The organism is Anaerococcus nagyae, from assembly GCF_040364225.1.
GTDB classification, from domain to species: Bacteria; Bacillota; Clostridia; order Tissierellales; family Peptoniphilaceae; genus Anaerococcus; species Anaerococcus nagyae.
Map to the genome: position 1 here is coordinate 1,692,570 of NZ_AP031484.1, position 24,657 is coordinate 1,717,226.

24 protein-coding genes are annotated in these 24,657 nt (G+C 30.4%); 11 read left to right on the forward strand and 13 right to left on the reverse strand.

Features of this window, described 5'->3' with window-relative positions; genetic code table 11:
• Positions 1-45: 45 nt before the first annotated feature.
• Complete coding sequence (rpsJ, locus tag ABXG81_RS08320; RefSeq protein ID WP_044565289.1) at positions 46-357, reverse strand: 30S ribosomal protein S10; 312 nt, start codon at positions 355-357, stop codon at positions 46-48.
• A 432-nt stretch (positions 358-789) separates the two neighbouring features.
• Between rpsJ and ABXG81_RS08325 the strand changes: the two genes are divergently transcribed.
• From ABXG81_RS08325 to ABXG81_RS08345, 5 genes are read left to right on the forward strand one after another with little or no spacing between them, the layout of a single operon-like run.
• Positions 790-1,488: a lantibiotic protection ABC transporter ATP-binding subunit gene (locus ABXG81_RS08325; RefSeq protein WP_209813378.1), complete on the forward strand. Its 699-nt coding sequence runs from the start codon at positions 790-792 to the stop codon at positions 1,486-1,488.
• Position 1,489: 1 nt separating this feature from the next.
• On the forward strand, positions 1,490-2,245 hold the full coding sequence (locus ABXG81_RS08330; protein WP_117520268.1) for an ABC transporter permease: 756 nt from the start codon (positions 1,490-1,492) through the stop codon (positions 2,243-2,245).
• Positions 2,238-2,972 carry a hypothetical protein gene (locus ABXG81_RS08335; protein ID WP_353528761.1) on the forward strand — a complete coding sequence of 245 codons (735 nt, stop codon included), beginning with the start codon at positions 2,238-2,240 and terminating at the stop codon, positions 2,970-2,972. The genes ABXG81_RS08330 and ABXG81_RS08335 overlap by 8 nt, the downstream gene beginning before the upstream one ends.
• Complete coding sequence (locus ABXG81_RS08340; protein WP_117520272.1) at positions 2,973-3,641, forward strand: response regulator transcription factor; 669 nt, start codon at positions 2,973-2,975, stop codon at positions 3,639-3,641.
• Entirely contained in the window at positions 3,620-4,960 is a 1,341-nt protein-coding gene (locus tag ABXG81_RS08345) for a HAMP domain-containing sensor histidine kinase (protein ID WP_353528762.1), read from the forward strand. The genes ABXG81_RS08340 and ABXG81_RS08345 overlap by 22 nt, the downstream gene beginning before the upstream one ends.
• Before the next feature lie 98 nt (positions 4,961-5,058).
• On the opposite strand, the gene ABXG81_RS08350 is transcribed toward ABXG81_RS08345, so the two are convergent.
• The 10 genes from ABXG81_RS08350 to ABXG81_RS08395 form a co-directional block, all read right to left on the reverse strand.
• Complete coding sequence (locus ABXG81_RS08350; RefSeq protein WP_353528763.1) at positions 5,059-7,029, reverse strand: FtsX-like permease family protein; 1,971 nt, start codon at positions 7,027-7,029, stop codon at positions 5,059-5,061.
• Positions 7,026-7,784 (reverse strand): ABC transporter ATP-binding protein, encoded by a 759-nt coding sequence (locus tag ABXG81_RS08355; protein WP_209813387.1) that lies wholly within the window; start codon positions 7,782-7,784, stop codon positions 7,026-7,028. Before ABXG81_RS08355 ends, ABXG81_RS08350 begins: the two co-directional genes overlap by 4 nt.
• 174 nt (positions 7,785-7,958) lie before the next feature.
• Entirely contained in the window at positions 7,959-8,840 is an 882-nt protein-coding gene (locus ABXG81_RS08360) for a GTP-binding protein (protein ID WP_353528764.1), read from the reverse strand.
• Between the two features lies 1 nt (position 8,841).
• A complete protein-coding gene (locus tag ABXG81_RS08365; protein WP_117520282.1) occupies positions 8,842-9,918 on the reverse strand; it encodes an NAD(P)-dependent alcohol dehydrogenase in 1,077 nt (358 codons plus the stop codon).
• 114 nt (positions 9,919-10,032) lie between these two features.
• Positions 10,033-10,989 carry a sensor histidine kinase gene (locus ABXG81_RS08370; protein ID WP_209813390.1) on the reverse strand — a complete coding sequence of 319 codons (957 nt, stop codon included), beginning with the start codon at positions 10,987-10,989 and terminating at the stop codon, positions 10,033-10,035.
• The gene (locus ABXG81_RS08375) at positions 10,973-11,659 is read right to left on the reverse strand and encodes a response regulator transcription factor (RefSeq protein ID WP_209813392.1); all 687 of its coding nucleotides are present in this window, start codon (positions 11,657-11,659) and stop codon (positions 10,973-10,975) included. The genes ABXG81_RS08370 and ABXG81_RS08375 overlap by 17 nt, the downstream gene beginning before the upstream one ends.
• 79 nt (positions 11,660-11,738) lie before the next feature.
• The gene (locus ABXG81_RS08380) at positions 11,739-12,500 is read right to left on the reverse strand and encodes a putative ABC transporter permease (protein ID WP_209813394.1); all 762 of its coding nucleotides are present in this window, start codon (positions 12,498-12,500) and stop codon (positions 11,739-11,741) included.
• A 65-nt stretch (positions 12,501-12,565) separates the two neighbouring features.
• On the reverse strand, positions 12,566-13,351 hold the full coding sequence (locus tag ABXG81_RS08385; RefSeq protein WP_117520290.1) for a putative ABC transporter permease: 786 nt from the start codon (positions 13,349-13,351) through the stop codon (positions 12,566-12,568).
• A gap of 213 nt (positions 13,352-13,564) precedes the next feature.
• A complete protein-coding gene (locus ABXG81_RS08390) occupies positions 13,565-15,040 on the reverse strand; it encodes a hypothetical protein (protein ID WP_316122239.1) in 1,476 nt (491 codons plus the stop codon).
• Between the two features lie 33 nt (positions 15,041-15,073).
• On the reverse strand, positions 15,074-15,721 hold the full coding sequence (locus ABXG81_RS08395; RefSeq protein WP_353528765.1) for a Crp/Fnr family transcriptional regulator: 648 nt from the start codon (positions 15,719-15,721) through the stop codon (positions 15,074-15,076).
• 374 nt (positions 15,722-16,095) lie between these two features.
• Between ABXG81_RS08395 and ABXG81_RS08400 the strand changes: the two genes are divergently transcribed.
• Complete coding sequence (locus ABXG81_RS08400) at positions 16,096-17,502, forward strand: radical SAM protein (RefSeq protein WP_353528766.1); 1,407 nt, start codon at positions 16,096-16,098, stop codon at positions 17,500-17,502.
• Between the two features lie 75 nt (positions 17,503-17,577).
• On the opposite strand, the gene hcp is transcribed toward ABXG81_RS08400, so the two are convergent.
• Positions 17,578-19,197, reverse strand: a complete 1,620-nt coding sequence (hcp, locus tag ABXG81_RS08405; RefSeq protein ID WP_353528767.1) for a hydroxylamine reductase — start codon at positions 19,195-19,197, stop codon at positions 17,578-17,580.
• A 189-nt stretch (positions 19,198-19,386) separates the two neighbouring features.
• Here hcp and ABXG81_RS08410 point away from each other — a divergent pair, with 189 nt between their 5' ends.
• The 5 genes from ABXG81_RS08410 to ABXG81_RS08430 all read left to right on the forward strand — a co-directional run bounded on the left by ABXG81_RS08410 (position 19,387) and on the right by ABXG81_RS08430 (position 23,685).
• Positions 19,387-19,893, forward strand: coding sequence for a PTS glucose transporter subunit IIA (locus ABXG81_RS08410; protein WP_353528768.1), 507 nt, complete (start codon positions 19,387-19,389; stop codon positions 19,891-19,893).
• A gap of 76 nt (positions 19,894-19,969) precedes the next feature.
• Positions 19,970-20,785: a Cof-type HAD-IIB family hydrolase gene (locus ABXG81_RS08415; RefSeq protein WP_353528769.1), complete on the forward strand. Its 816-nt coding sequence runs from the start codon at positions 19,970-19,972 to the stop codon at positions 20,783-20,785.
• Positions 20,778-21,578 (forward strand): Cof-type HAD-IIB family hydrolase, encoded by an 801-nt coding sequence (locus tag ABXG81_RS08420; protein ID WP_353528770.1) that lies wholly within the window; start codon positions 20,778-20,780, stop codon positions 21,576-21,578. Before ABXG81_RS08415 ends, ABXG81_RS08420 begins: the two co-directional genes overlap by 8 nt.
• A 68-nt stretch (positions 21,579-21,646) precedes the next feature.
• Positions 21,647-22,465, forward strand: coding sequence for a Cof-type HAD-IIB family hydrolase (locus ABXG81_RS08425; protein WP_353528771.1), 819 nt, complete (start codon positions 21,647-21,649; stop codon positions 22,463-22,465).
• Positions 22,465-23,685 carry a diphosphate--fructose-6-phosphate 1-phosphotransferase gene (locus ABXG81_RS08430; RefSeq protein WP_353528772.1) on the forward strand — a complete coding sequence of 407 codons (1,221 nt, stop codon included), beginning with the start codon at positions 22,465-22,467 and terminating at the stop codon, positions 23,683-23,685. The genes ABXG81_RS08425 and ABXG81_RS08430 overlap by 1 nt, the downstream gene beginning before the upstream one ends.
• 48 nt (positions 23,686-23,733) lie before the next feature.
• Here the strand turns inward: ABXG81_RS08430 and ABXG81_RS08435 are convergent, their stop codons facing one another.
• On the reverse strand, positions 23,734-24,651 hold the full coding sequence (locus ABXG81_RS08435) for a DMT family transporter (protein WP_353528773.1): 918 nt from the start codon (positions 24,649-24,651) through the stop codon (positions 23,734-23,736).
• Positions 24,652-24,657: the final 6 nt, after the last annotated feature.

Here is a 24,657-nt window from a genome sequence, read left to right on the forward strand (position 1 = left end):
TTGATTCCTTCTATTAGAATCTATCAATCATTCTAATTACAGTTATTATAACTTAATTTCGATATCAACACCTGCAGGTAAGTTAAGTTTCTTAAGTGCATCAAGTGTTTTAGCATTTGGATTGATGATATCGATTAATCTTTTATGTGTTCTTTGTTCAAACTGTTCTCTAGAGTCTTTGTATTTATGAACCGCTCTTAAGATCGTAATCTTTTCTACTTCTGTTGGAAGTGGGATTGGTCCAGATACTTCCGCTCCGCTTCTTTTTACTGCTTCTACGATTTTTTCTGCTGAGCTATCGATTACTTCGTGATCGTAAGCTCTAAGTCTAATTCTGATTTTTTGTTGATTAGCCATTTTTCCTCTCTCTTTCTATACCACCCATCCGGGCGTTTGATATTTTTGGAAACCGCTTAGAATTATTTCTAAACTTGCTAGACAAGAGTTCCCTTGGGGCTTGGCCTTAGTCTCCAAGCAACATCTTGCTTCAAAGCACCCTATTATAATACAACAAAAAGCTTATAATAGCAAGCACTTTTAATAGATTTTACAAACTTTTAGTAAAATTTATGAATATACATAAAACTATATTTAAACCATTGCTATCTAGCCATTTGCTAAGTGCTTCTTAATATACTACCTATCCTATATTTGTCAACAACTTTTCTCTCTAATTTTAATCTATTCTATGCTAGAGTAAATTTTTAATTTTTTTAATAACATTTATATTTTCAGTTATAAATTAATTATTTTCACCTTCTATAATTAATCATAAACAAGGAGGCAATTATGAAAAATATTTTGGAAACAAAAAACTTAACAAAACAATACGGAGATTTTAAAGCTCTTGATGAAGTGTCTATCAATATTCATAAAGGTGAAGTTTATGGACTTTTAGGTCCAAATGGGGCTGGTAAATCGACTCTACTTAAACAGATAACACAAATAATAAAGCCAAGCTCTGGAGAAATTTTTTATAAAGAGCATCCTATCTGCCAAAAAGATCTCTCTGAAATAGGAGCAATTATTGAAAGTCCTGCTATTTATCCAAATCTAACAGCTTACGAAAACTTAAAAGTCCTAACTACTTTATTAAATATAGATGAAAATAGAATAAATGAAGTTTTAAAAATAGTTGGCCTTACTAATACTAGTAATAAATTAGCTCGTGAATTTTCCCTAGGTATGAAGCAAAGACTTGGCATTGCTATGGCTTTAATAAATAATCCATCATTTTTGATACTAGATGAGCCAACAAACGGCCTAGATCCAATAGGTATTGCCGAGCTGCGCGAACTAATAAAATCTTTTAATAATGACGGTATAACCGTACTTATTTCTAGCCACATTTTAAGCGAAGTAGACCAAGTTGCTGATAAAGTCGGCATAATTGTAAATGGCAAACTTGCCTATGAAAGCGCTAATGATAAGGGAAGTGATCATCTGGAAAGTCTTTTTATGGAAATTTTAAAAAAAGAAGGTTATTAATATGAATAAATTTATAAAAACTGAATTTATTAAAGAAAAGAGATCAGCTAATAGTAAACTTATAAAGATAGTTCCACTTATTTTTATTATTTTTACAAGTCTAGTTGTTTTACTCATGGTTAGAAGCATAGAGAATAAGAGTTATTTGTTAGCTGCTGCTTATAACTGGTACCCTATTTTAATTCTGCCAATAATTTTAAGTCTTTTAGTAGTAAATATTATAGTAAAGGAAAAAGATTATCATATTAATCTTTATAAAAGTCTCGGCTTAAATAAAGAAAAAGTCATTTGGGCAAAAGTAATTGTGGTGACTCTCCATTTATTTATAATACTAGTAATTTCAGGTCTACTTTTATATATAGTAGGAAAATTTATGTTACAGGAGAATGTATACTTTATTGATATAGTTAAAGCCACTTTTGTAACTTTTATAGGGTCACTTCCAATAATTTCCTTTTCATTTTTATTGATGGTGGCTTTTGGTAAAAATTTTATAGTATATATTGCTAATTTTATTCTATCCCTACTAGGACCAATAATTGCAATCAAAAATTACTGGCTAATTTACCCCCACTCCTATACTTTTAGGATGCTTGCACCTGCTATTAATCTTAATCCGAATGGCATTTTTTTAGAGAAAGGATCTTACCTAGCAAATCCGAGTGCTATTTATATAGGGATGATATTAAGTCCAATAATTTTTACATTTACGATGATATTTAGCAGTAAAATTTATGTGAGGAATAACAATGATTAATATTATAAAATCAAATTTTATAAGAAATAAAAGAACTGCACTTATTTGGGTATCAATCTTTGCCCCGATTATGTATACTTTATTTTTCTCTATTTATATAGCAACTACCCATAACCTAAAGGGACAAGAAATACATTCTTTCTTTGGTATCTTTACCATACTTGCAACCTTTGCCTTAAGTTTTTTTGTACCTATGGCCTATGAGTCTGATAAAGAAGCAGGCTACTATTTTAACGAGATAAGATTTTCTGTATCTAGAAAGAAAATTTTTTTAGGAAAATTTTTATTTATCTTAGTTTTATTTGTCTTAATAGTAGCCCTAGCTAGCATTGGAATTTTCCTTGGGACAAAAATAATAAGAATTGACATACCGAGCCACAAAATAAATTTCACTCTGCTTGGAATAAGTCTTTTGACTCTAGTTCCCCTAATTCCTATATATCAATTTTTGACCCTAAAATTTGGTAAATCTATAAGTATTTTAGCTGGAATTTTTATCACCCTTGCTGCCATTTTATTTGGTTCAACAGGGCTTGTAGAACTTATTTGGCCTATTTTTCCTTTTGTATGGCCGATTAAACTTATTTATTTATTAGCTTCTAGCAAAATAAATCTAAATAATGTTATAATTTTCTTAATTCTTGCTATCGTCCTTACATCTGTGTTTTTACTTTGTGCTATGGATTGGTTTAGTAAATGGGATGTAATCGCAAAAACGGAGGAATAGATGAATATTTTACTAATTGATGATGATATAGACCTTACAAACTTGATAAAAAATACCCTAAAAAAAGAATATGATCTTACAATTTATAACGACTCATCCATAATAGATCCAGATATTTTTTCAAATTTTGATCTGATCATTTTGGATATTATGATGCCAAAAATGTCTGGTTTTGAATTTTTAGAAAAGTATAGGGATATGATAGACATTCCTATACTTTTGCTTACTGCAAAAGACTTTGAAGCTGATAAAATTGAGGGCTTTGCTCTAGGGGCTGACGATTATATCACCAAACCATTTTCAATAAACGAGCTTCGCGCTAGAGTTGCAGCTCATATCAGACGCGAAAGGAGAGAAAAACACAATCGTTTAGTCGATTATCCTATTTCCTGTGATCTATTAAATCGTAAATTTTATACTTACGAAAATGAAATCAATTTGACCAAAAGTGAGTACGAAATATGTGTCCTACTTTTAAAAAACAAGGGTCAGGTGTTCTCAAAAGAATATATTTATACGACAATTTACGGGTACGATGCAGATGGTGACAGCAAATCTTCTATAACAGAGCGCATAAAACAGATTAGAAGCAAATTTGTTGAACACAAGCTAGATCCGATCAAAACAGTCTGGGGAGTGGGATATAAATGGGAAATAGAAAATCTTTAGGTTTCTTAATAAGAAAATACGCTATTTTTGAAATTATTTATTCTGCATTTATATTTTTACTTGCACTTTACCTCGTAAGATTTGCCCTAAATAGGTCTATTATTTATCCAGCAAATTACGCAGAAAATCATATTAGTGAAATAGATGCAATGCTCACGCAAGATGACTTTAAAACCAGCAATATCCCCTATTTTTACGATTATGAGTATACTAAAAATGGTAATGTTATAGAGAATACTATCGATGACAAATACTCAAATTATGTAAAAGAAGCTTACAAAAATGGATTATCATATATAGGTTCGCTACTAAATCCTAAATTTTTAAAAAAGCTTTCGGCAGGTGATAAAACACTGATTTTAGCTTATCAAATATCACCAATTTTGACATCCAAAAATCTATACGAAAAAATAAATAATATAGAGATATTATATGTACTTACCATATTTACCATCTGGCTAATAGGTTTCTCACTTTTTATAAGAAAGTCTGTCAGATTATTGAAAGCTGAAATAGAAAAAATATCAGTAACAAACAGCCATATAAAAGATATGGACTTAGATTATAAAAGAGAAAAGTCAAAGTATAGAGAAATCTATGGGGTTTTGAACTCACTAGACACCTTATCTAAAGAGCTAAAAAGATCTCTAACTGACCAATGGGAAGCTGAGACTTCTGAAAAAGAATTACTAGAAGAAATCACTCACGACATTCGCACTCCTATTACAATTATAAAAGGCAATACCGAATTGCTTAAAGAAGATATAGTTGAAAGTCAAATTGAATACTTAAATGGTATAGAAAGTGGAACAGCTAGGCTAGAAATTTACATCGATAAGCTTAAAAATTTTTCAAAGACTCTAAAAACAAATCCACATCCAGTAGATGAAAATGCTATCAGTTATTGGATAGACATAGCAGAGACAATTATGGCTAATAAAGATATTAATTTAGTCCTTAGCAAAAGAGAAACTTCTAAAATAAGACTAGATAAAGAGCAAATAGCAAGCGCCTTACAGAATCTAATTGTTAATGCGACTGAGCATAGTAAACCTTACGGAAATATTTATCTATCCTTTGAAAATGAAAATAATTTATTTGTAATAAGCGTAAAAGATGAAGGGGACGGTTTTGAGAATGAAATCTTAGAATCCTTCCCTCAAAAGAAACTCACCAGCAAAAAAGATAAGATAAATCATGGCTTCGGTTTAAATATTATAAATCAAATAACAAAAAATAATAATGGTATACTAGAAATCAATAATTACAGTGAGAAGGACAATCAAGGAGCTGTAGTTAAAATGAAGTTTAAAATATAAAAAAGTAGGTCAGTTTATGAGCTGAACCCATACATCCGTATTCCGAATTTTGGGGGTTCAGCTCATTTACTCTCTTGCCTACTTTTTTAGTTAAATGCTTATTCCAATACGATATTGTTGTATGTTTTTTCTGTCATTTTAAATGTAGCAAGGTAGAAAAGTATATAAGCTGCAAAGACAGCTAATAGGCATTTTATAAATAAAGATATTTTTGTAAGCCCAAGAATTTTTAAAAACTCAGTAATGATTGGTAGAGCAAATAATGAGTGTACAAAAGCAAATACTAGTGGCAAGAAAAATACCAAGCCCATTTGCTTAGATATACTTTTTTTAGCCTCTTTATTAGTCATGCCCAATTGTCTCATAGTTTTAAATCTTGCTCTATCATCAAGACCCTCAGAAAGTTGCTTGTAATAAATAGCTAGTACTGTAGATACTAAAAATCCTAAACCTAGGATAATACCTACAAAGAATATTCCAGCATACATAGCTAATAATTCTGCCCTATCAGCTCTACCATCACTTAAAGAAAACCACTGATCTGATAGCTTATCAGCAAATTTCTTCCACAAATTTTCCTTTAACTGTGGATCATAGGGTCCATCTACATCAAAAGTTATATTCCAATTTTCGTCATACCTAGGATCATCACTTATCTTTAGACTATCTGTCACTTCCTTAAAAAGCTTAGGATCTTTAAAAACAAGTTTAGAGGTATTTGTCATAGTTATATCAGTAGAAGGAAATTTCGTAGGATAATTTTCTTCTTTTTCCTTGTTAATTTTTAAATCTTTACCTTCAATTTTCGTTATATTATAACCTTGATCATCTGATAAGAGTATAGCATCAGCTCCATTGAAATTATAAGTAGAATTTTCATCAAGATAAAGTCCTAGAAAACTAGAACCTCCAAACTCTTCTTCAAGAGTAGCTTCAGAATCACGTTTGGTAATTATAGTTCCATTTTTATCTATAATAAAATAATTTGACTTAAAAGAATTTATCTTAGCAGTTTTATTTTCTTCTTTTAATGCGTTTGCTACTAATTTCTCATAATAATCTAAACTTTCTTCTTTTTTAGGAAAACTCATTTTGTAATCAGTTGGATACAGTTGATCTTGCATTTTAATAGTTCCAAAATAAAGGGAAAAGCCCGAAGTTAAAACAACTATTACCATGGTTGATAAGACAGCAATACTAGCAAGAGTATTAGCACTATTTTTCACTCTATAAATCAAACCAGAAACTGCTGTAAAGTTTGATTTTTTGTAATAAAATCTTTTATTTTTCTGTAATAATTTTAATATTCCAGATATTATTACAGAAAAAGCAAGATATGTTCCTAAAATTACTAGCAAGACAGCTACAAAAAATAATCTAAAAGCTTTCATAGGATTATCTGTGCTAAGGCTTATATAATACCCTAGACCTATACAAATAATCCCTAATATTCCTATAATAGCAGGATGTTTAGGAGCTTTTTGTCCTGCTTTCGACTCTTGCATATAATTAAGAGGAGTAAAATTCCTATTCTTAAAAACTTGTTTTAAAAGCAATAATGCAAATATGGCTAAAAATATTAAAGCTGTAAGCATCAGTGGTTGTATTACTGGAAAAATCCCACTTTCTAATACATTAATATCAGAATTCATCAATTTCAAAAATCCAGCAAAAACTAATTTATATGATATTAGTGATATAAGAGTCCCTATTATTAATGACCTTAAGTATAAAATCAATAGTTCATGAAGATATATCTTTATTAAATGCTTTTTCTCCATTCCTAGCATCAGATATAGAGCCGACTCATCTGCCTTATTCTTTTGAATAAAGTTATAGTTCTGCGAAATCGTAAGTAAGGCAAATATCAATAGTATTATAGAACCAAGATCCATAAGTGTTCCTACTGTAGTTGCCCCAAAAAAAGTTTCTATAACAGGATCGGCACTTATAGATAGACATAAGTTTATTAAAACTATAAAAAACACCGTAGTTCCTATAAATGGATAATAGAGTCTTTTATGTCTTCTTATGCCATCTTCGGCGAGATTTTTGTAAAGTGATTTCATTTTATCTCACCTCTAGCAAGCATTTGCATAGTATCAGCTATCTTTTCACCCATTTCATAGCTTGTAAAACTAGAATTATAAAGTTCATGAAAGATCTTTCCATCTTTTATAAATAAAACTCTTTTTGCTTCTGCAGCTGCTTGGACTGAGTGGGTTACCATTATAATAGTTTGTCCACTTTCGTTTAATTTACTAAAAACTTCCATAAGCTCTCTAGAACTATTAGAATCAAGGGCTCCTGTAGGCTCATCTGCTAAAAGCAATTTGGGATTTGTTATTAGGGCACGAGCTACTGCACATCTTTGCTTTTGTCCCCCTGATACCTCATAAGGGTATTTATTTAAAAGTTCATTTATTCTTAAAGATTTTGCAATATCATCTGCTCTTTTATCAAAACTTGCAGGATCTTCCTCTGCAAGTATTAATGGTAATATTATATTTTCTTTAAGAGTTAAAGTATCTAGTAAATTAAAATCTTGAAAAACAAAACCTAAATGCTCACGTCTAAATTTTGACATTTCAGAATCACTTATAGTCGAAAAATCTTTACCTTCTAAAATTATTTCTCCCTTGGTAGATTTATCTAAAAGAGCAAGTAAATTCAATAGAGTAGTTTTTCCACTACCAGACTCTCCCATAATAGCTATGTATTCTCCTTCTTCTACCGAAAAATTAACATTATCTAAAGCCACAACCTGATTGCTTGATAATCTAGTTTTATATATTTTCTCTAAGTTTGAAACTTCAAGTAGCATATTATCACTTTCCTTTCTTATCTTTTCTTGTCTATATAATACAATAGATAAAAATAAAAATCCTTGGATTTATATAACAGTTTAAGACTTAAAGTGACAATTTGTTAGTTTTAATAGTTCCATCAAAAAAAAGAGCCAAGCTTAGCTCTTCCTTAATTACTATTAATTTTTAGCTTATTTGGAAAATAATATATCGTAAGAATCCTTTTCCAAATCTTCTCCTATAAAAATAAGAGAATTATTTGAAGATTTCCCCTCATACTTTTCTACATTAAATTTATTATCTACAATATCCACTCTTACTTTTTTATTAGTAACATCGACTATACCCTTAGCTCTAATAAGTTTTCCAAATCTATTACAAGTAACAGCATTTAGCTTGGTTCCTAGCTCATTAAAATCCTTAAAATTTACATTATCATAGCTAAAGCTATCTAACTTTAATTCTTTACTAGCTGAATTAGCTCCTATATCTATATCATAAGTGCTAAGTAATTCTTGCCATATATCTTTATCAAAATCTTTGTAATGATTTGCGTATATACTTGCCTTCGTTAATCTTTCTAACTTACTTATTACCTCTTCTATTTCTTCTTTACTGGTATTCTCGGTTTTAGATAATAATAAGTATCCGGAGTTTTTAATCTGGTCTAAGAAAAGATCTTCATAGTTCCTAATTAAGCTATCAACGCTGTTGTAGTCTACTATAGTTATAGGATTTAATAATTTTATTTTTTCATATTCTATAGACTTAATATTAGCGATGATATTAGATAAATATCCTACGCCAGTAGGCTCAATGATTAAGTAATCAGGATCTATAGTATTTTCTATAGTTATAACTGTTGTTGCGAAATCCTTCTTTTTTGAACAACATACACAACCTTTCTCCAAAGAAAGAATATCTTTTCCTGTATTAGCTAATATATCATAATCCACATTTGCTTTAGCATAGTCATTTTCTAATATTGCTACGTTTTCTAATCTCTTTTGAAATTCTTCTATAAAAGTAGTCTTTCCACTGCCCAGAAAGCCAGATACTATTATTATTTGCATATTATTTATCCATCAAATCTTCTGCTACTACTACAACTGGCTTAATCAAATCAGCTGGCTTATCTTTCATAAGATATAAGGCATCTTCAACTTTATCTAAACCATAGAATTTATGAGTTACAAGTTTGGAGATATCAAGCTTGCCACAAGATACGAGACTAGCCAATTTTTCCATCCTAAGTCTTCCACCTGGTGTTAGTCCTCCGCTTATGACTTTATGTCCCATACCTACGCCCCACTCAGCTCTAGGAATTTTTACATAATCACCGCCATCAAGATAGTTCACATTGCCAATCTTAGCACCTGGCTTCATAGCTTTTATAGCTTCTTCAAAAGTATCTACTCCACCACCAGCTATAATAACCCTGTCTACACCCTTACCATTGGTAAGATCTAATACTTGTTCAGAAATAGACCCTTCCTTATAAGAAATTATGTCGGTTGCTCCATAATATTTAGCAGCTTCTACACATTTTGGTCTAGTACCTACAGCATAAATTTTACCAGCGCCTCTTAAGTTTGCTCCTGCAACAGACATCAAGCCAACAGGACCTATTCCTATAACTAAAACTTCATCTCCAAATTGCACATCAGCTTGTTCAACTCCATGGAAACCTGTAGTTACCATATCCGATAACATAGGTGCAAGGACTGGATCAACCCCTTCTGGAATCAATGCTAAGTTAGCGTCAGCATCATTTACATGAAAAACTTCTGCAAAAACTCCATCCTTAAAGTTCGAAAACTTCCATCCTGCAAGCATTCCACCAGAATGCATAGGAAATCCTGCTTGACTTTCAAGAGATGACCAATCAGGAGTTATAGCAGGTACTAATACCCTATCTCCTACTTTGAAATCCTTTACAAGCTCTCCAACTTTTACAATTTCTCCTGCTGATTCATGACCTAAAATCATATCGTGTCTATCTCCGATCGCACCTTCCCACACTGTGTGAATATCAGATGTACAAGGTGCTAAAGAAATCGGCTTTACCAGGGCATCCAGAGGACCAATCTCTGGCTCTGGTTTTTCAATCCATCCTGTTTGACCAATTCCCAACATTGCAAAACCTTTCATATAAACCTCCTTATTTTTATTTCAATATCATTATATATCGTTTTCTCTAATCGTCAATAATTTAACGTTATATATTTAACTTTTCTATACATTTTTCTTGATCCTACTAGTAATTTAATTTATCTCTCGAGCTAAATTAAGTATGAGTTTGCTACCTATTCCCACCTCTGATTCAATATCTACATCTATACTTAAGTTTTCTGCGGTAGTTTTTACTAAATTCAACCCAATCCCGGTTGACTTTTTATAAATCCTACCATTATAGCCCGTATATGATTTATCAAAAACTCTTGGCAAATCTTCCTTTCTGATCCCTATACCCGTATCCTCAATTACCAAATTTTTACCTTTCATATAAATACTGATTTCTCCATTTTGAGTATATTTATTTGAATTAGATAATATTTGATCTAATATTAAGCCAAACCATTTTTCATCAGTAGTTATAAACAATTCAGTAGGACAAAATTTTACCTTGTTTTTCTTTTTTATGAACAGTTTAGAATATTTTTTTATAGATGATCTTATAAGCTTATCCAAGCTTTGCTTTTTAAAAACAAAATCAGTGGATAAGGATTCAAGTCTAATATAGGATAATAAGCTTTCTATGTACTCTTCTATTTCAAAAACCTCTGCCCTAGCAGCATGACTATCAACAGGGTGATCATTTAATATCAGGTCTAGAGAAAAAAGAGGAGTCTTTACTTGATGGGCCCACATGGTCATATAATCTTTAAATTCTTTCATCTTTAAGTCAAAAGATTTTTCCATTTCCTTATTTAACTTATTAATAGAATCAATTTCTTCAAAAAACTTTGTGTTATTAATTATATCAGGTGGATCCATGGAAGGATCATCAGCCCAATAGGTCAATGCGTTTGAAATTTTTTTATAGTTTATAAAAGAAATTACTATATCCACTAAAAATAGTAGAACTGATACCAATATTATATATAGGATATAATTTCTATCAATTCCAAATAAAGTGCTTGCAAATAAGAAAACTATATAAAGTGAAAATATTATTAATACATGAGTCTTTATTTTTAAAAATCTAACTATCTCTTTCAATATAATAACCAACTTTCTTTTTAGTCTTTATTAAATCTTTTAGGCCAACATCCTCAAGTTTTTTACGAAGTCTCATAATATTTACAGTAAGTGTATTGTCATCAATAAATTCATCAGTCTGCCATATCTTATCCATCAGTTCCTCTCGCTTAAATACTTTCTCTGGATATGTAAACATCATCTCTAAAATTAAGTATTCATTCTTTGACAAGCTAACTTCTTTATTATCAAATATCAATAACATTCTATTCCTATCTATAAATATATCTTTATATGAAATATTGTGAGTTACTTCTGTATACTCATATGATCTTCGAAGTAAGGCCTTAATTTTCGCCAATAATAACTCCAAATCAAAAGGCTTAGTTATATAGTCATCAGCTCCCATATTCATTGCCATTATCTTATTTAAGTTTTCACTAGCTGAAGATATAAAAATTATGGGAACATTCGAAACATTTCTAATTTTTTCGCACCAATAATATCCATTGAAAAATGGTAGAGATATATCTATCAAAATAATAGCTGGGTCTATTCTTTCATATTCCTCAAAAACTTTCTCATAATCTTTAACTAGATAAACTTCATAAGACCAATTTTCCAAAAATTTTTTAAGCGATTTAGCTATAATCTCATCATCTTCTATCAAAAATATTTTAAATCTATCCATAATTAACCCCTTTCATATGATTATATCCTAAAAATACACATTAAAAAAAGCTACCAAGATTTAATCTCAGTAGCTTGCATTATTTATTTTTTTCTTTAAAGTCATATCCTCTATCTTCCAAGTCTTCTATAAGATTTGGAAAAGCTTTTAGGATTCTCTTTTCACCGTATTTATCAAAGCTTTCTTTGAAGTCTTTGCTCCTTTGATCAAATTCTTTTCTTTTATTACTTGTTTTACCAGCCGCTTCTATACCCTTATTTGCAATTTTTTCTCCAATATCTGTTGTAAACTCGCTAATTTTTTCTGAAGATTTTTCTACCTGACTAAACTTTTTATTGATTCCTAGAATTGAATTTATTGTTGCTACTAAATCTATGATAAATAATACAGCCACAATTATATTTATTCCTATAGTCAATTTATAAGGAATATATTTTACTAAATTTGCAATCATCGGATGTATAGCTTCATATAGAATAAAGCACAAAGCTGCCCATGCAATGGAATACTCTGCACAAATATAGCCACCTATATTAAATTTCTTATCAGAGTAATCCCACCATTTTTTATGGAAGACTTTTTCTAGGATAAAGCCTGTTATAAGTTCTATTATTGAAGCTATAATCATTGAAGCAAAAAATAAAAAAAGTTTACTATCAGTTCTAACTGACTTTAGTAGTATCAAAATACTAATAACTGCAAAGCCATAAATAGGGCACCAAGGCCCATTTAATACTCCACAGTTAATATATTTTGCTTGTCTAATTGCATTATAGGTTACTTCCAACGCCCAACCTATGATGGCATAAATAAAAAAATAAATTATATAGATTTTAAGCATAAATACCCCTAAATAAATCTTTATTTAATTAAGAATAGCAAAATTTATAATAATAGGCAAGACTTTTATTTTTCTTCTTTTCTTTTTATAAAGTCTCTATTTCCCCACCTATCTTCTAAATCTTTAATTAAATTCGGATAAGCACGTAGTAGTCTCTTTTCTCCAAAGGAATCAAATTTAGCTCTAAATTCTGCACTTCTTTCATCAAATTCCTTTACAAATCTAGAATTTTCAAACTCTTTTTTCTTATCGAGAGCTACAAATGTCTTATCTGCAACCTTTTGTCCTATACCATCAGATACTTTTTTGATATCTTTAGACTGATTTTCCAATGATTTGAATTTTGCACTTAAGCCCATAATTGTAATTACTGTTGATATAAAATCAACTAAAAACACGATTCCTAGTATTATATTTAGTATTATAATTACTTTTATAGGAACTAGTTCTGTAGCCTTTTTTATCAAAGGATGGACAGCTTCATATAATACAAAACAGGCAGCTCCCCATATTAATGAGAATTCAGCACAAATATATCCTCCTAAGTTAAACTTATAGCCCGTATAATCCCACCATCTTTTATGAAATATCTTTTCTAATATAAAACCTGTTACAAGTTCTAAAAGAGTTGCTATAATCATTGATACAAAAAATAATAATAGCTTATTAATATTTCCCACTTTATTTAATAGTAGAATTACTGCTACAGCACCAAAACCATAAATAGGACAATATGGACCATTAAAAAATCCTCTATTTACAAATCTTCCTTTAGTAATAACATGAAAAGATACTTCTAAAATCCAGCCTATAATAGCATATATAAAAAAATAAAATATGTAATATTGCATAAATAAAAAAAACTCCTAAGAATTACTTCTTAAGAGTATATTTTACATATTCTATTTGATACATTCAACTATCTTGCTTATTTCATCCTTATCTAGGGTTATTTCTAGCGTAACAATATTTTCTCCCTCTGTAAGAACTACATAGTTAAATTATCCATCATACCAGTACTTTCCAAAGCTAATTATATTACAATATTTAAAAATAAAAAATTATCAATTATTATTCTTATCAAATTCTTTCAAATGTTTTTTAGCACGCTTTAAATATTCTTCCATAACTTTAATCCTTGCATAATATTTCTGATTGCCTTCTACAATTATCCAAGGAGCATAATCAACATTAGTACGATCTAGCATTTCATCCATAGCTTCTATATATGAGTCCCATTTTGCTCTATTGCGCCAATCTTCATCTGTGATTTTATAATTTTTATCAGGATTATTTTCACGTGCCATAAAGCGTTTATACTCTTCATCCTTATCTATAACTACGAAAAATTTGAGTATCAAGCTTCCATGATCATGTATTTGCTTTTCCATATCTAGCATTTCATCATAGGCTCTATCCCATTCATAAGTTGTTGCAAAGCCTTCTACACGCTCTACCATGACTCTGCCATACCAGGACCTAGAAAAAATTCCTACATAACCATCCTCTGGCAATTTATTATAAAATCTCCATAAATAATGATGGTCCAATTCATTTTTAGTTGGAGCTGAAATTGCATGCACGGTGTAAAGTCTTGGATCAACTTTTTTTACAAGTCTTTCTATAGCACCATCTTTTCCAGCCGCATCAACACCTTCAAAAGCTAAAACAGTAGATATACCACGCTTATAATATTCAAACATCATATCTCTAACTTCTTTTTCAAGCTTATCTTTCTTTTCTTTATATTCTTCTTCACTTATTTTCTTTGTAAGATCAAGCTTTTCTATTATTTTATTATTACTTTGATAGGAACGTTCAGTATTTTCATTATCTAACCTTTGGGTTGATACCCTCTCTAAACCAATTGTTAAGGCTTCAAGCATTTGATAAAGTGCTTCTTTACTAGCCTTCTTTAAATCATTACTATCAATTACAGTCCACGGGCTAAAAGAGAAATCTGTTTTTTCTATTATATTTTCAAAATGTTTTTGATAATCTTTATAATTTTTATTTTGCTCTTCATCATTTCTCTTTAGATAAAAGCTTTTTTCGTTAGAATCTTTAAGTTTTTCTATTCTCTTTTTTTGCTCATCCTTACTTACATTTAGAAAAAACTTGATTATTATAGTCTGATCATCATATAGCATCTTTTCCATCTTTTCCATAGACTTTATCTTTTTGTCAAGTTCTTTCTCTTTTAGGCTTAAATCATCAAATAATTTGTAATATAATGATCTATCAAAAATTTTTATATGACCTTTTTTGGGAACATTCTCAAAAAATCTCTTCTCAAAAGGAAACCTATTATCATATTCTTCATTTTTCTCAAAAACATCTACATCAAAGTACTTTGGTATCAAATCTTGGCTTAGATAATTTATTACATAGCCCTTACCTGCCGACTCAAATCCATCTACCATTACAAGGACTGGAATTTCTAAATTCTGACAAATCCTTGCAAGCCTTGCTACTCTTGCTTCAAGATCAGAGCGACCTAAGTCGTTATATTCTACTTTTATTTCTTTATTTAAATTCATAGCGTACTCCTTTATAGAATTCTACCCAAAATCCTAAATGATATCCTTCAGTCTTTCTATATCTTCGATTTCTATTGATTTATCAGATAACGTTATTAATCCATCATCTATCATATTTGATAACTCACGAGATAAAGAAGGTCTTGTTGTTGCAAGTATATCCGCCCATTCTTCTCTGGAATGATCTATAGATACTTTAGAATTTTCTTGATTTAGTATTAGATATTTGACTATTTTTTGTCTAAGAGTAGACTGGGAGGTAATTTGGTTAGTGCGGCTCAATTGAAGACATTTTTTAGATAAAAGGTCTATATAAGATTGCAAAAATTCTTTTGATACATCTGTTTCAAATATTTTTTTAAAATCGTTAATTATTAAAACTTTACTATCATTTTCTGCTTCAGCTGAAAAGTCAAAAGGTTCACCAAGATAGGAATAAACTTCACCGAAGATAGAGGGTTTATTAAGCTTTTTTATAATAAATCTCTTACCATTGGGATCTATTTTATATACCAATATGCTACCTTCTATAAGATAGTACATGTGAGAAGCTACTTCTCCTACCCTAAATATCTGCTCCCCCTTTTTATAAAGTTTTTCTTCTATATTCACATTTTTTCTTATACATGATAAATCTTCATCACTTAGATTATTAAAAATTGAAATGCATCTTAAATTCATATTTCACCTCAGATTAAGTATAAAAAAGATCGTCTAATTTTTCAACTACACAATTTATCAATAAAATTACTATAGATAAAAAAAGTCTATACTATCTTTAATACTTCTAATTGACTAGCCTTTAATCATTCTAAAAACACTATACAAGGATGAAGTATTGCTAATGCCAATACTAATATAAGATGTCAAATAGTGGATTTTTCATAGTAGCTAATTTCTTTATTTATTTGGGTATTATAATAATATAACTTAATTATTATTAATTTTTACATATTATAATTAAAAAAAGTTATGTACTTAACTATTTGCCAGATAATTAATATAATTAATAGTTATTTTTAAAATTCATTATATAGGAGGTATTTGATAATCTTATGGAAACTAAGTTAAAAGATAAGACTACTAAAGTAGCTTTTTCTAAAGCTATTGATCTTGCACTAAAGCATGTAAAAAAAGATCCTGTTGAAGGTATGAAGGATATTACTAAGATAATGGATAAGTACATAATGCCTAAATCTTCAGAAGAAAACAGTGCAAAGCATGCTCTTGAAAGAATTAGAGCAGAATTTGCTAATCCTTCATCTAAGTGGGCTTCTTTTGCTGAAGAAATAGTAGATGAAGTTGATGATCATGTATTAAAGCAATTTATCATGACAGTAGCTTATAATGCTGTTTATAAAGGAAATGCTAAAAGAAATGAGCTTCAAAGACAATATAATTGCAATATTCCATGGGCAATTCTTTTTGATCCTACTTCTGCTTGTAACTTAGAATGTAAAGGTTGCTGGGCTGCAGAATATGGACATAAAAACAACCTAAGCTATGAAGAAATGGAAGATATTGTTAGACAAGCAAATGAAATCGGTTGCTATTTCTTCTTGTTGACAGGTGGAGAACCTATGGTTAGAAAAGATGACATTATTAAACTTGCTAACGAGTTTAATGAATCCGAATTCTTCTTATTTACAAATAGTACATTAATTGACGATGAATTTTGCGATGAAGTTGTAAAAGCTGGAAATATATCATTTGGTCTTAGTGTTGAAGGTACAGAAGAGTCTACAGACTTTAGAAGAGGAGAGGGTGTATATAAAAGAGTTCTAGATGCCATGGATAGACTTAGAGAGCACAAACTTTTATATGGTGTCTCTGTATGCTATACATCTAAAAACTATGAACAAATTACTTCAGATGAATTTGTATCAAAAATGATAGATCACGGATGTAAGCTAGCCTGGTTCTTCCATTATATGCCTGTTGGTAACGATGCCGATCCTTCACTTTTACCAACACCACAACAAAGACAATATGTTTGTGAAAGAATAAGATATATAAGATCTGGCTCTAGTCCATACAAGATATACGCTATAGATTTCCAAAATGATGGTGAATTTATAAATGGTTGTATAGCAGGTGGAAGAAACTATTTGCATATTAATTCTCTAGGAGATGTAGAACCTTGTGCATTTATCCACTATTCAGATTCAAATATTAGAGAAAAAACACTTATGGAAAGTTTACAAAGTCCTCTATTTATGGCTTATCATGATAACCAACCATTTAATGACAATATGTTTAAACCTTGTCCAATGCTAGAAAATGCTGGAAAACTTACAAAAATCGTAGAGGAATCAAAAGCAAAATCAACTGACTTTATATCGCCAGAAGATCCTAAAGATCTAGAAGCAAAATGTAGTCCATATGCTAAAAATTGGAATAAAACTGCAGATGAAATCTGGGAAAAAAGAAAAGAAGAAAAGAAAGCTAATCTAGCAAAATAGTAAAATAAAATTAAAAATTAAAGCTCGAAATTCACATAGGAACTTCGAGCTTTATCTTTATCTAATTTTCTCTATTTAAGCAGTCATTTCTTCTAAGTCTTCTTTAACACTTGTATTTGGAGCAATACCAAAATTTTCTACTAAAAAATCTACAACTGTTTCTGATAGGAAGGCTGGAAGAGTTGGTCCTAAATGAATATTCTTAACTCCTAGACTCAATAGAGCAAGTAGTACTATTACTGCTTTTTGTTCATACCAAGCAATATTATATTCTATTGGTAGATCATTTATTGAATCTAAGCCAAATGCTTCTTGTAGAGTAAGAGCAATTTGTACTAGTGAGTAAGAGTCGTTACATTGACCAGCGTCTAATACTCTTGGGATTCCATTGATATCTCCAAGACCTAATTTATTGTAACGGTATTTAGCACATCCTGCTGTTAGGATTACCCAATCTTCTGGAATAGCTTCAGCAAAGTCTGTGTAGTATGATCTATCTTTAAATCTACCATCGCAACCTGCCATTACAACAAACTTTTTGATATTTCCTGCTTTGATTTCCCCTACAACTTTATCAGCTAATTGAACAACTTGGTTGTGAGCAAAACCACCTACAACTTTAGTATCCTCAAGATTTGTTGGAGCTTTACAACTTTTAGCAAGTTCTATAATCTCTGAGAAGTCTTTGTACCCATTTTCGTCTTTTTCTATATGTTTACATCCTGGATAACCAGCATCCCCTGTTGTAAACATTCTATCTTGATAAGTATTATCTTTTTTCATTGGAACAATACAATTTGTTGTCATAAGTATTGGACCATTGAATGCCTCAAATTCATCATTTTGAGACCACCAGCTATTACCATAATTACCGTGGAAGTGATCATACTTTTTGAATTCTGGATAGTAATTTGCTGGAAGCATTTCAGAATGAGTATAGATTTCTACTCCACTATCTTTACTTTGATCTAAAAGCATTTTCATATCATTTAGATCATGACCTGATATAAGGATAGCTGGCTTATCCCCTGCAGAATAATCAACCTCTGTAATTTCTGGATTACCAAAACTTTCGGTATTTGCCTTATCAAGTAAAGCCATAGCCTTAACCCCATGGCTTCCTGTATCCATTACTAAATCAATTAAGCTTGGTACTTCTTTGTCAGATTTAGTAGTTTCTTCTAAAGCATGTGCAATAAATCTATCTACTTCTTGATCTCTATATCCTAGAACATTCGCATGGTGATTGTAAGCTGCCATTCCCTTTAAGCCATATGTAGTAAGTTCAACAAGGGATCTTTCATCCTCATTCATTGTATTAAGCACACCAACTTCAATGGCCTTTCTTTCAAGTTCCTTATCATCCATTGATGAATAAAGAGCTATTTCAGATAAGTTATCTTTATTATCTAACTTTTCAATTAGCTCATCTTTCATTTTTATAGTTTCTTTAACAACTTTCATGATAGCGTCTGTATCAAAGTTTGCATTTGTAATAGTTACAAATAAATTATTTGAAATCCTATCATATACTTCTTCATTGTCATCACCAATTCTATTGGCAACTTCTGCAAGTCCTTTTGTTACATATACTAATAAATCCTGTGCATTTGCAGTGTCTTCCTTCTTACCACAAACACCTTGTACTGTACATCCTTCGTTTTTAGCTGTCTCTTGACATTGATAACAAAACATATTATTACTCCTTTTTAAACTTAATGTCTAATATCCTTTATGTTTACATTATAGAATATACCCATCTTAAAATCTGTAACATATGTTACATTTCCAAAATTTTTCTAAAAATAAATATACGACTATTCACAGATTTTGATATTGGGTATAATTGTAAAAAGATTTACTAATTTATTATAAGGAGGAAATATGGGATTATTTGATAAATTTAAATCAAAATCTGAAAAAAAAGTAGGCGATAATAACAGTGAAAATATTATACTTGCTCCTATGACAGGAGAAGCTAAAAATATAAAAGACTGCCAAGATCCAGTTTTTGCACAAGAGCTAGTGGGTAAGGGAACTATGATAATTCCAAATGAAGGAAAATTATATAGCCCAGTTGATGGTACTATTTCAATGCTTGCTGATACAGGACATGCTGTTGGAATTACATCAAGTTCAGGGCTTGAGATCCTAATCCATGTTGGACTTGATACAGTAGAATTAAAGGGTGAACCATTTAATATAAAAGCTAGCAAGGATCAAAAAATAAATGCTGGAGACTTACTATTAGAATTTGACATAGCAAAAATCGAAGCTAGTGGTAAAGCAATCGAATCACCTGTTCTCATTACAAATCCAGATGGTTATGAAATAAATGTATTAAAAGCTGGTGCAGTTAACCATGGCGACGAATTAATAGAAATAAGATAAAAAATAAGGGCTTTTCTATAAACTTTATGGTTTACAAAAGCCCTATTTTTATAAAATTTATATATAGAGGATTACTATGAAATTAATTGCACTTGATGTAGATGGTACACTTTTAAACTCTAATCATGAAATAAGCCAGAAAACTCGTAGAGCAATTATAAAATCTTTAGAAGAAGGTCATAAAGTAGTTATAGTCTCAGGTAGACCTACAAAAGCTATAAATCATATAGCAAAAGAGCTAAGCCTTGATAAATATGGAGGACTCATATCAGCCTTCAATGGTGGGACAATTATCAACTATGAAACTGGACATGAACTTACTAATCACACCCTAGACCTTGACCTTACTAAAGAAATTATAAAAGAAAGCAGAAAACTAGATATAGATGTACTAATTCCTAAAAATAAAACTATGATATCTTATAGGGACAATAAATATTTAGACCTTGAAAAAAAGATTTTGGGATTTGAAACTGAGGTTAGAGAAAATATTATAGAAAACATAGACTTTAATCCAAACAAATTACTCCTTGCTAATGACAAGAAAACTCTAGATGAGCTTATTCCGGTTCTAGAAAAAAAATATGGTAAAAAAACAACTTTAGTTCGTAGCCAAGATTTTTACTATGAAGTGATGCCCAAAGGCTTATCCAAGGGCAATAGCCTTTTAGAGATAGCAGAGCACTATAACATGAAGCAAAAAGACATTATAGCCTTCGGAGATCAGATGAATGATAAAACTATGATAGAGATAGCCGGTGTAGGTATTGCAATGGCAAATGCAATAGAACCTATAAAAGAAATAGCAGACTACATCACGCTATCAAACGATGAAGACGGAATTGCAAATTATCTAGAAAAATTCGTACTTAAAGGAACTTATGATGAATAAATTAATAGCTGTGGATGTAGATGGAACACTCTTAAATGATGACCATCAAATATTATCCAATACCAAAGACTCAATTATAAGAGCAATGCAAGCAGGTCACAAAGTAGTTATAGTTTCAGGTAGACCAACAGAAGCTATTCTACCTATAGCTAAAGAACTATCTTTTGAAAAATACGGTGGTTTAATATCATCATATAACGGTGGAGTAATAACCAACTTTAAAACAGGAGAAAAAGTTACAAATCACACTCTAAATATAGATTTAGCAAAAGAAATTTTAGAAAAAACAAAAAACTTTGATGTATTTCCACTTATAACAAATGAGTACACTATGCTCTCAAATAAAGAAAACGCCTTTCTTACAGTTGAAACACAAATATTAGGTCTTAAGCCTTTGATCATAGAAGATTTAAGTCATGCTATTGACTTTAATCCTCACAAAATTATATTCGTCAACTATCCTCAAAAAATTGATGAATTAATTCCTTTATTAGAAGAAAATTTTTCTGATAGAACTAGTCAAGTCAGAAGTCTAAGATCTTTTTACGAAATCATGCCTAAAAATCTATCCAAAGGTAATTCTCTTATAGAGATAGCTAACCACTACGGAATAAATCAAGAGGATATAATAGCCTTTGGAGATGCCCAAAACGATATAAGTATGTTTGAAATGTCAGCAACTCCAATTGCTATGGCGAATGCAGATGATATTATAAAAGAAATGGCCTCATATATAACTCTATCTAATAACGAAAACGGAATCGGGTATTATCTAGACAAATTTATTCTCTAAGACTTAAAACATAATATGGTATAATTGTAATTAATGCGCAAACCATTGTATTAATAGCAGGAGGTTTTATGGCTAAAATTATTGCAGTAGATATTGATGGAACACTTTTAAATAGCAAAGGTAAAATCAGCGAAAAAACTCAAAAAGCATTAGAAGATGCTTTGCAAGAGGGTAATATTGTTGTCATAGCATCAGGAAGAGATCCTAAAGGAGTCATCCAATATGCAGAAATTCTAAAGCTTGACAGATATGACGGCCTACTTTCAAACTATAATGGAGCCAGAATAACAAACTATAATACACAAGAGATATTAATCAACCATACACTAAATATTAGTGAAATGAAAAAATTATTAGAGTTTTCTGAAGATTTGGATATAAATTATACTATTTATTACGATGGTAAGTGCTATACCAACTCCATGGATACATATAAGCTTAAAGATACTAGCTCAAAAAATAATATGGAAATCATATACGATCCGAAACTATCATATAATATAGACTTCGAACCAAATAATGTACTATTTGCCTGTCATTCTGACAAAATAGAGGAAGCTATAGTGCAAATTGATGATAGCTTTAATGATAAGTTTACTTTTGTAAAATCAACACCATATTACTATGAGGTTATGCCAAAAGGTATAGGGAAAGGTGAAAGTCTTCTAGAAATTGCAAAATATTATGATATTCCAATAGAAGATACAATAGCTTTTGGAGATGAAGAAAATGACCTGACAATGATCAAAACCGCTGGTATCGGTGTCGCAATGGGAAATGCGACAGACTTAGTAAAAGAAGCTGCTGATTATATAACTTTATCAAATGATGAAGATGGAATAGCAGATTATTTGGAAAAATTTATACTTAAAAAGGAGAAAATTTAATGAATATTATTGTTGCACAATCTGGTGGACCAACAAGTGTAATTAACTCATCACTTGCCGGAGTAATATCTGCAGGAATAGAAAATAGTTTTGATAAAATCTATCTTAGTCTTCACGGTATAGAGGGAATTATCAATAATGAGATAGTAGAAGTTGATAAGAAAAAATATGAAGAAGTAAATGCAAAAGAAAGATTAATGGCAAGACCTTCTTCAATATTGGGGTCTTGTAGATTCAAACTTCCAGAATCCTTTGACGACAAAATTTTCGAAAATATTTTCAAAACATTAAAAGATTATGAGATATCAACATTTGTATATATAGGCGGAAATGACTCCATGGATACAGTCATGAAGCTAAATGAGTATATGAAAGCCCATAATATAGAAGGCATAAACATCATAGGTTGTCCAAAAACCATAGACAATGACCTAATGGAAATGGATCACTCACCAGGCTTTGCTTCTGCTGCTAAATATATAACTTCAACTTTAAGGACACTTAGAACTGATGTTGACATTTATGATTTAAAATCAGTAACTTTTGTAGAAATCATGGGAAGACATGCAGGTTGGCTTGCAGCATCAGCTCTTACAGCTAACTATGGCATGGGTAAGGAAGTGGTAAACTTAGTCTATCTACCAGAAGATAAGAAATCCTTGGATCAAGTTTTAGAAGAAATACATGCAGAACTTGAGAACGAAAATAATCTAATAGTTGCTATAGCAGAAGGATTTAGAGACAAAGATAATAAATTGGATGAAGAAAGATTCGAAAATAAAGACGATGCCTTTGGTCATAAGATTGTAGCCGGTGTAGCAAGCAGACTTTCCGACTTAGTACGTGATAAACTAGACATAAAATCTCGTGCAGTAGAACTTTCTATAGCACAAAGAACAAGTAATCTCATAAGCAAAATAGATGCAAACGAAGCCTACAATCTAGGCTATAATGCTCTAGAACTTGGAATAGATAATACAAATCTAATTCCAGTACTAAAAAGAAAAGATACACCTGAATATCAAGTATACTACGAATCAGTAAGTCCAGGTCAAATAGCCAACAAAGAGATGAAAATCCCTGAAGAATGGTTGGTAGATAAAAAAACATTAGAAGAAAAAATAACAACTTATACCCTCCCACTTATAGAAGGAAGTATAGAACAAACATACAAAAATGGAATGCCTGTTTTTGTTGATATTGGTGATTTTATAAAATAAATAAAGCTCTACTTGATTTTAATCAGTAGAGCTTTTAGTATACTATTTTTAATTTCCGTTAAACTTCTTCTTATTAATATTTAAGATAACAGATCCTAGTATTACTAGAATTAATCCTAGAAGTAAATTTATTGTAAAATCTTCTCCTAAAATTATAACTGAAAGTATGGAGCCAAATATTGGTATAAACAACTTGTACATACCCATTTCATTGACACTATAATATTTTAGAACTGAGTTCCAAATTACATAAGCTGTTGCTGAAATAAAAGCTCCATATAATAGTAAACCTACTGCTTTTGGTGTAAATACCAAATTATTTTTGTTCATAATATAACCAATAATTATAAGTGGTAGAGAGCCTAGTATGAACTGACTTGCCGTTACTAAAAATTCATTTTGATCTTTTCCATATTTTCTTACATATACTGACGATAAAGCATTAAAAAATGTGGACAATAATATCATTCCCTCTCCCATGAGATTAAATTCGCTTCCCATTTCTCTAATTCCTCCATTTACAACTACTATACCTAGTGTACCTAATCCTATTGCAAATATTGTATTGGCTTGGACTTTTTCGTTTGGTAAAAGTATTAGAGAAATTAATACTACCATAAAAGCATTGGTTGACTGAATTATTGCAGCCTTTACTCCAGCTGTATTTGATAAAGCTATATAATAAATCATATATTGTATAAAGGTTTGAATTAATGATAGGATTACAATATATCTTTTATCAACATCTTCTCTTATAATTTTTTCTTTATTAAATAATTTCAAATAAATAAAGCCCAAAACTCCAGCTAAGAAAAATCTAATCCCAGCCAAAAAAATTTGAGCTCCAGTATCACTTCTTCCTACTCCTAATTCTTGATAAGTAGTTTTTATAGTTGGTATAGCAGACCCCCACAAGAGCATAGCTATGACAGTTGCTATAATTGCCGCTTTTTTATTTTTTAACATACATCT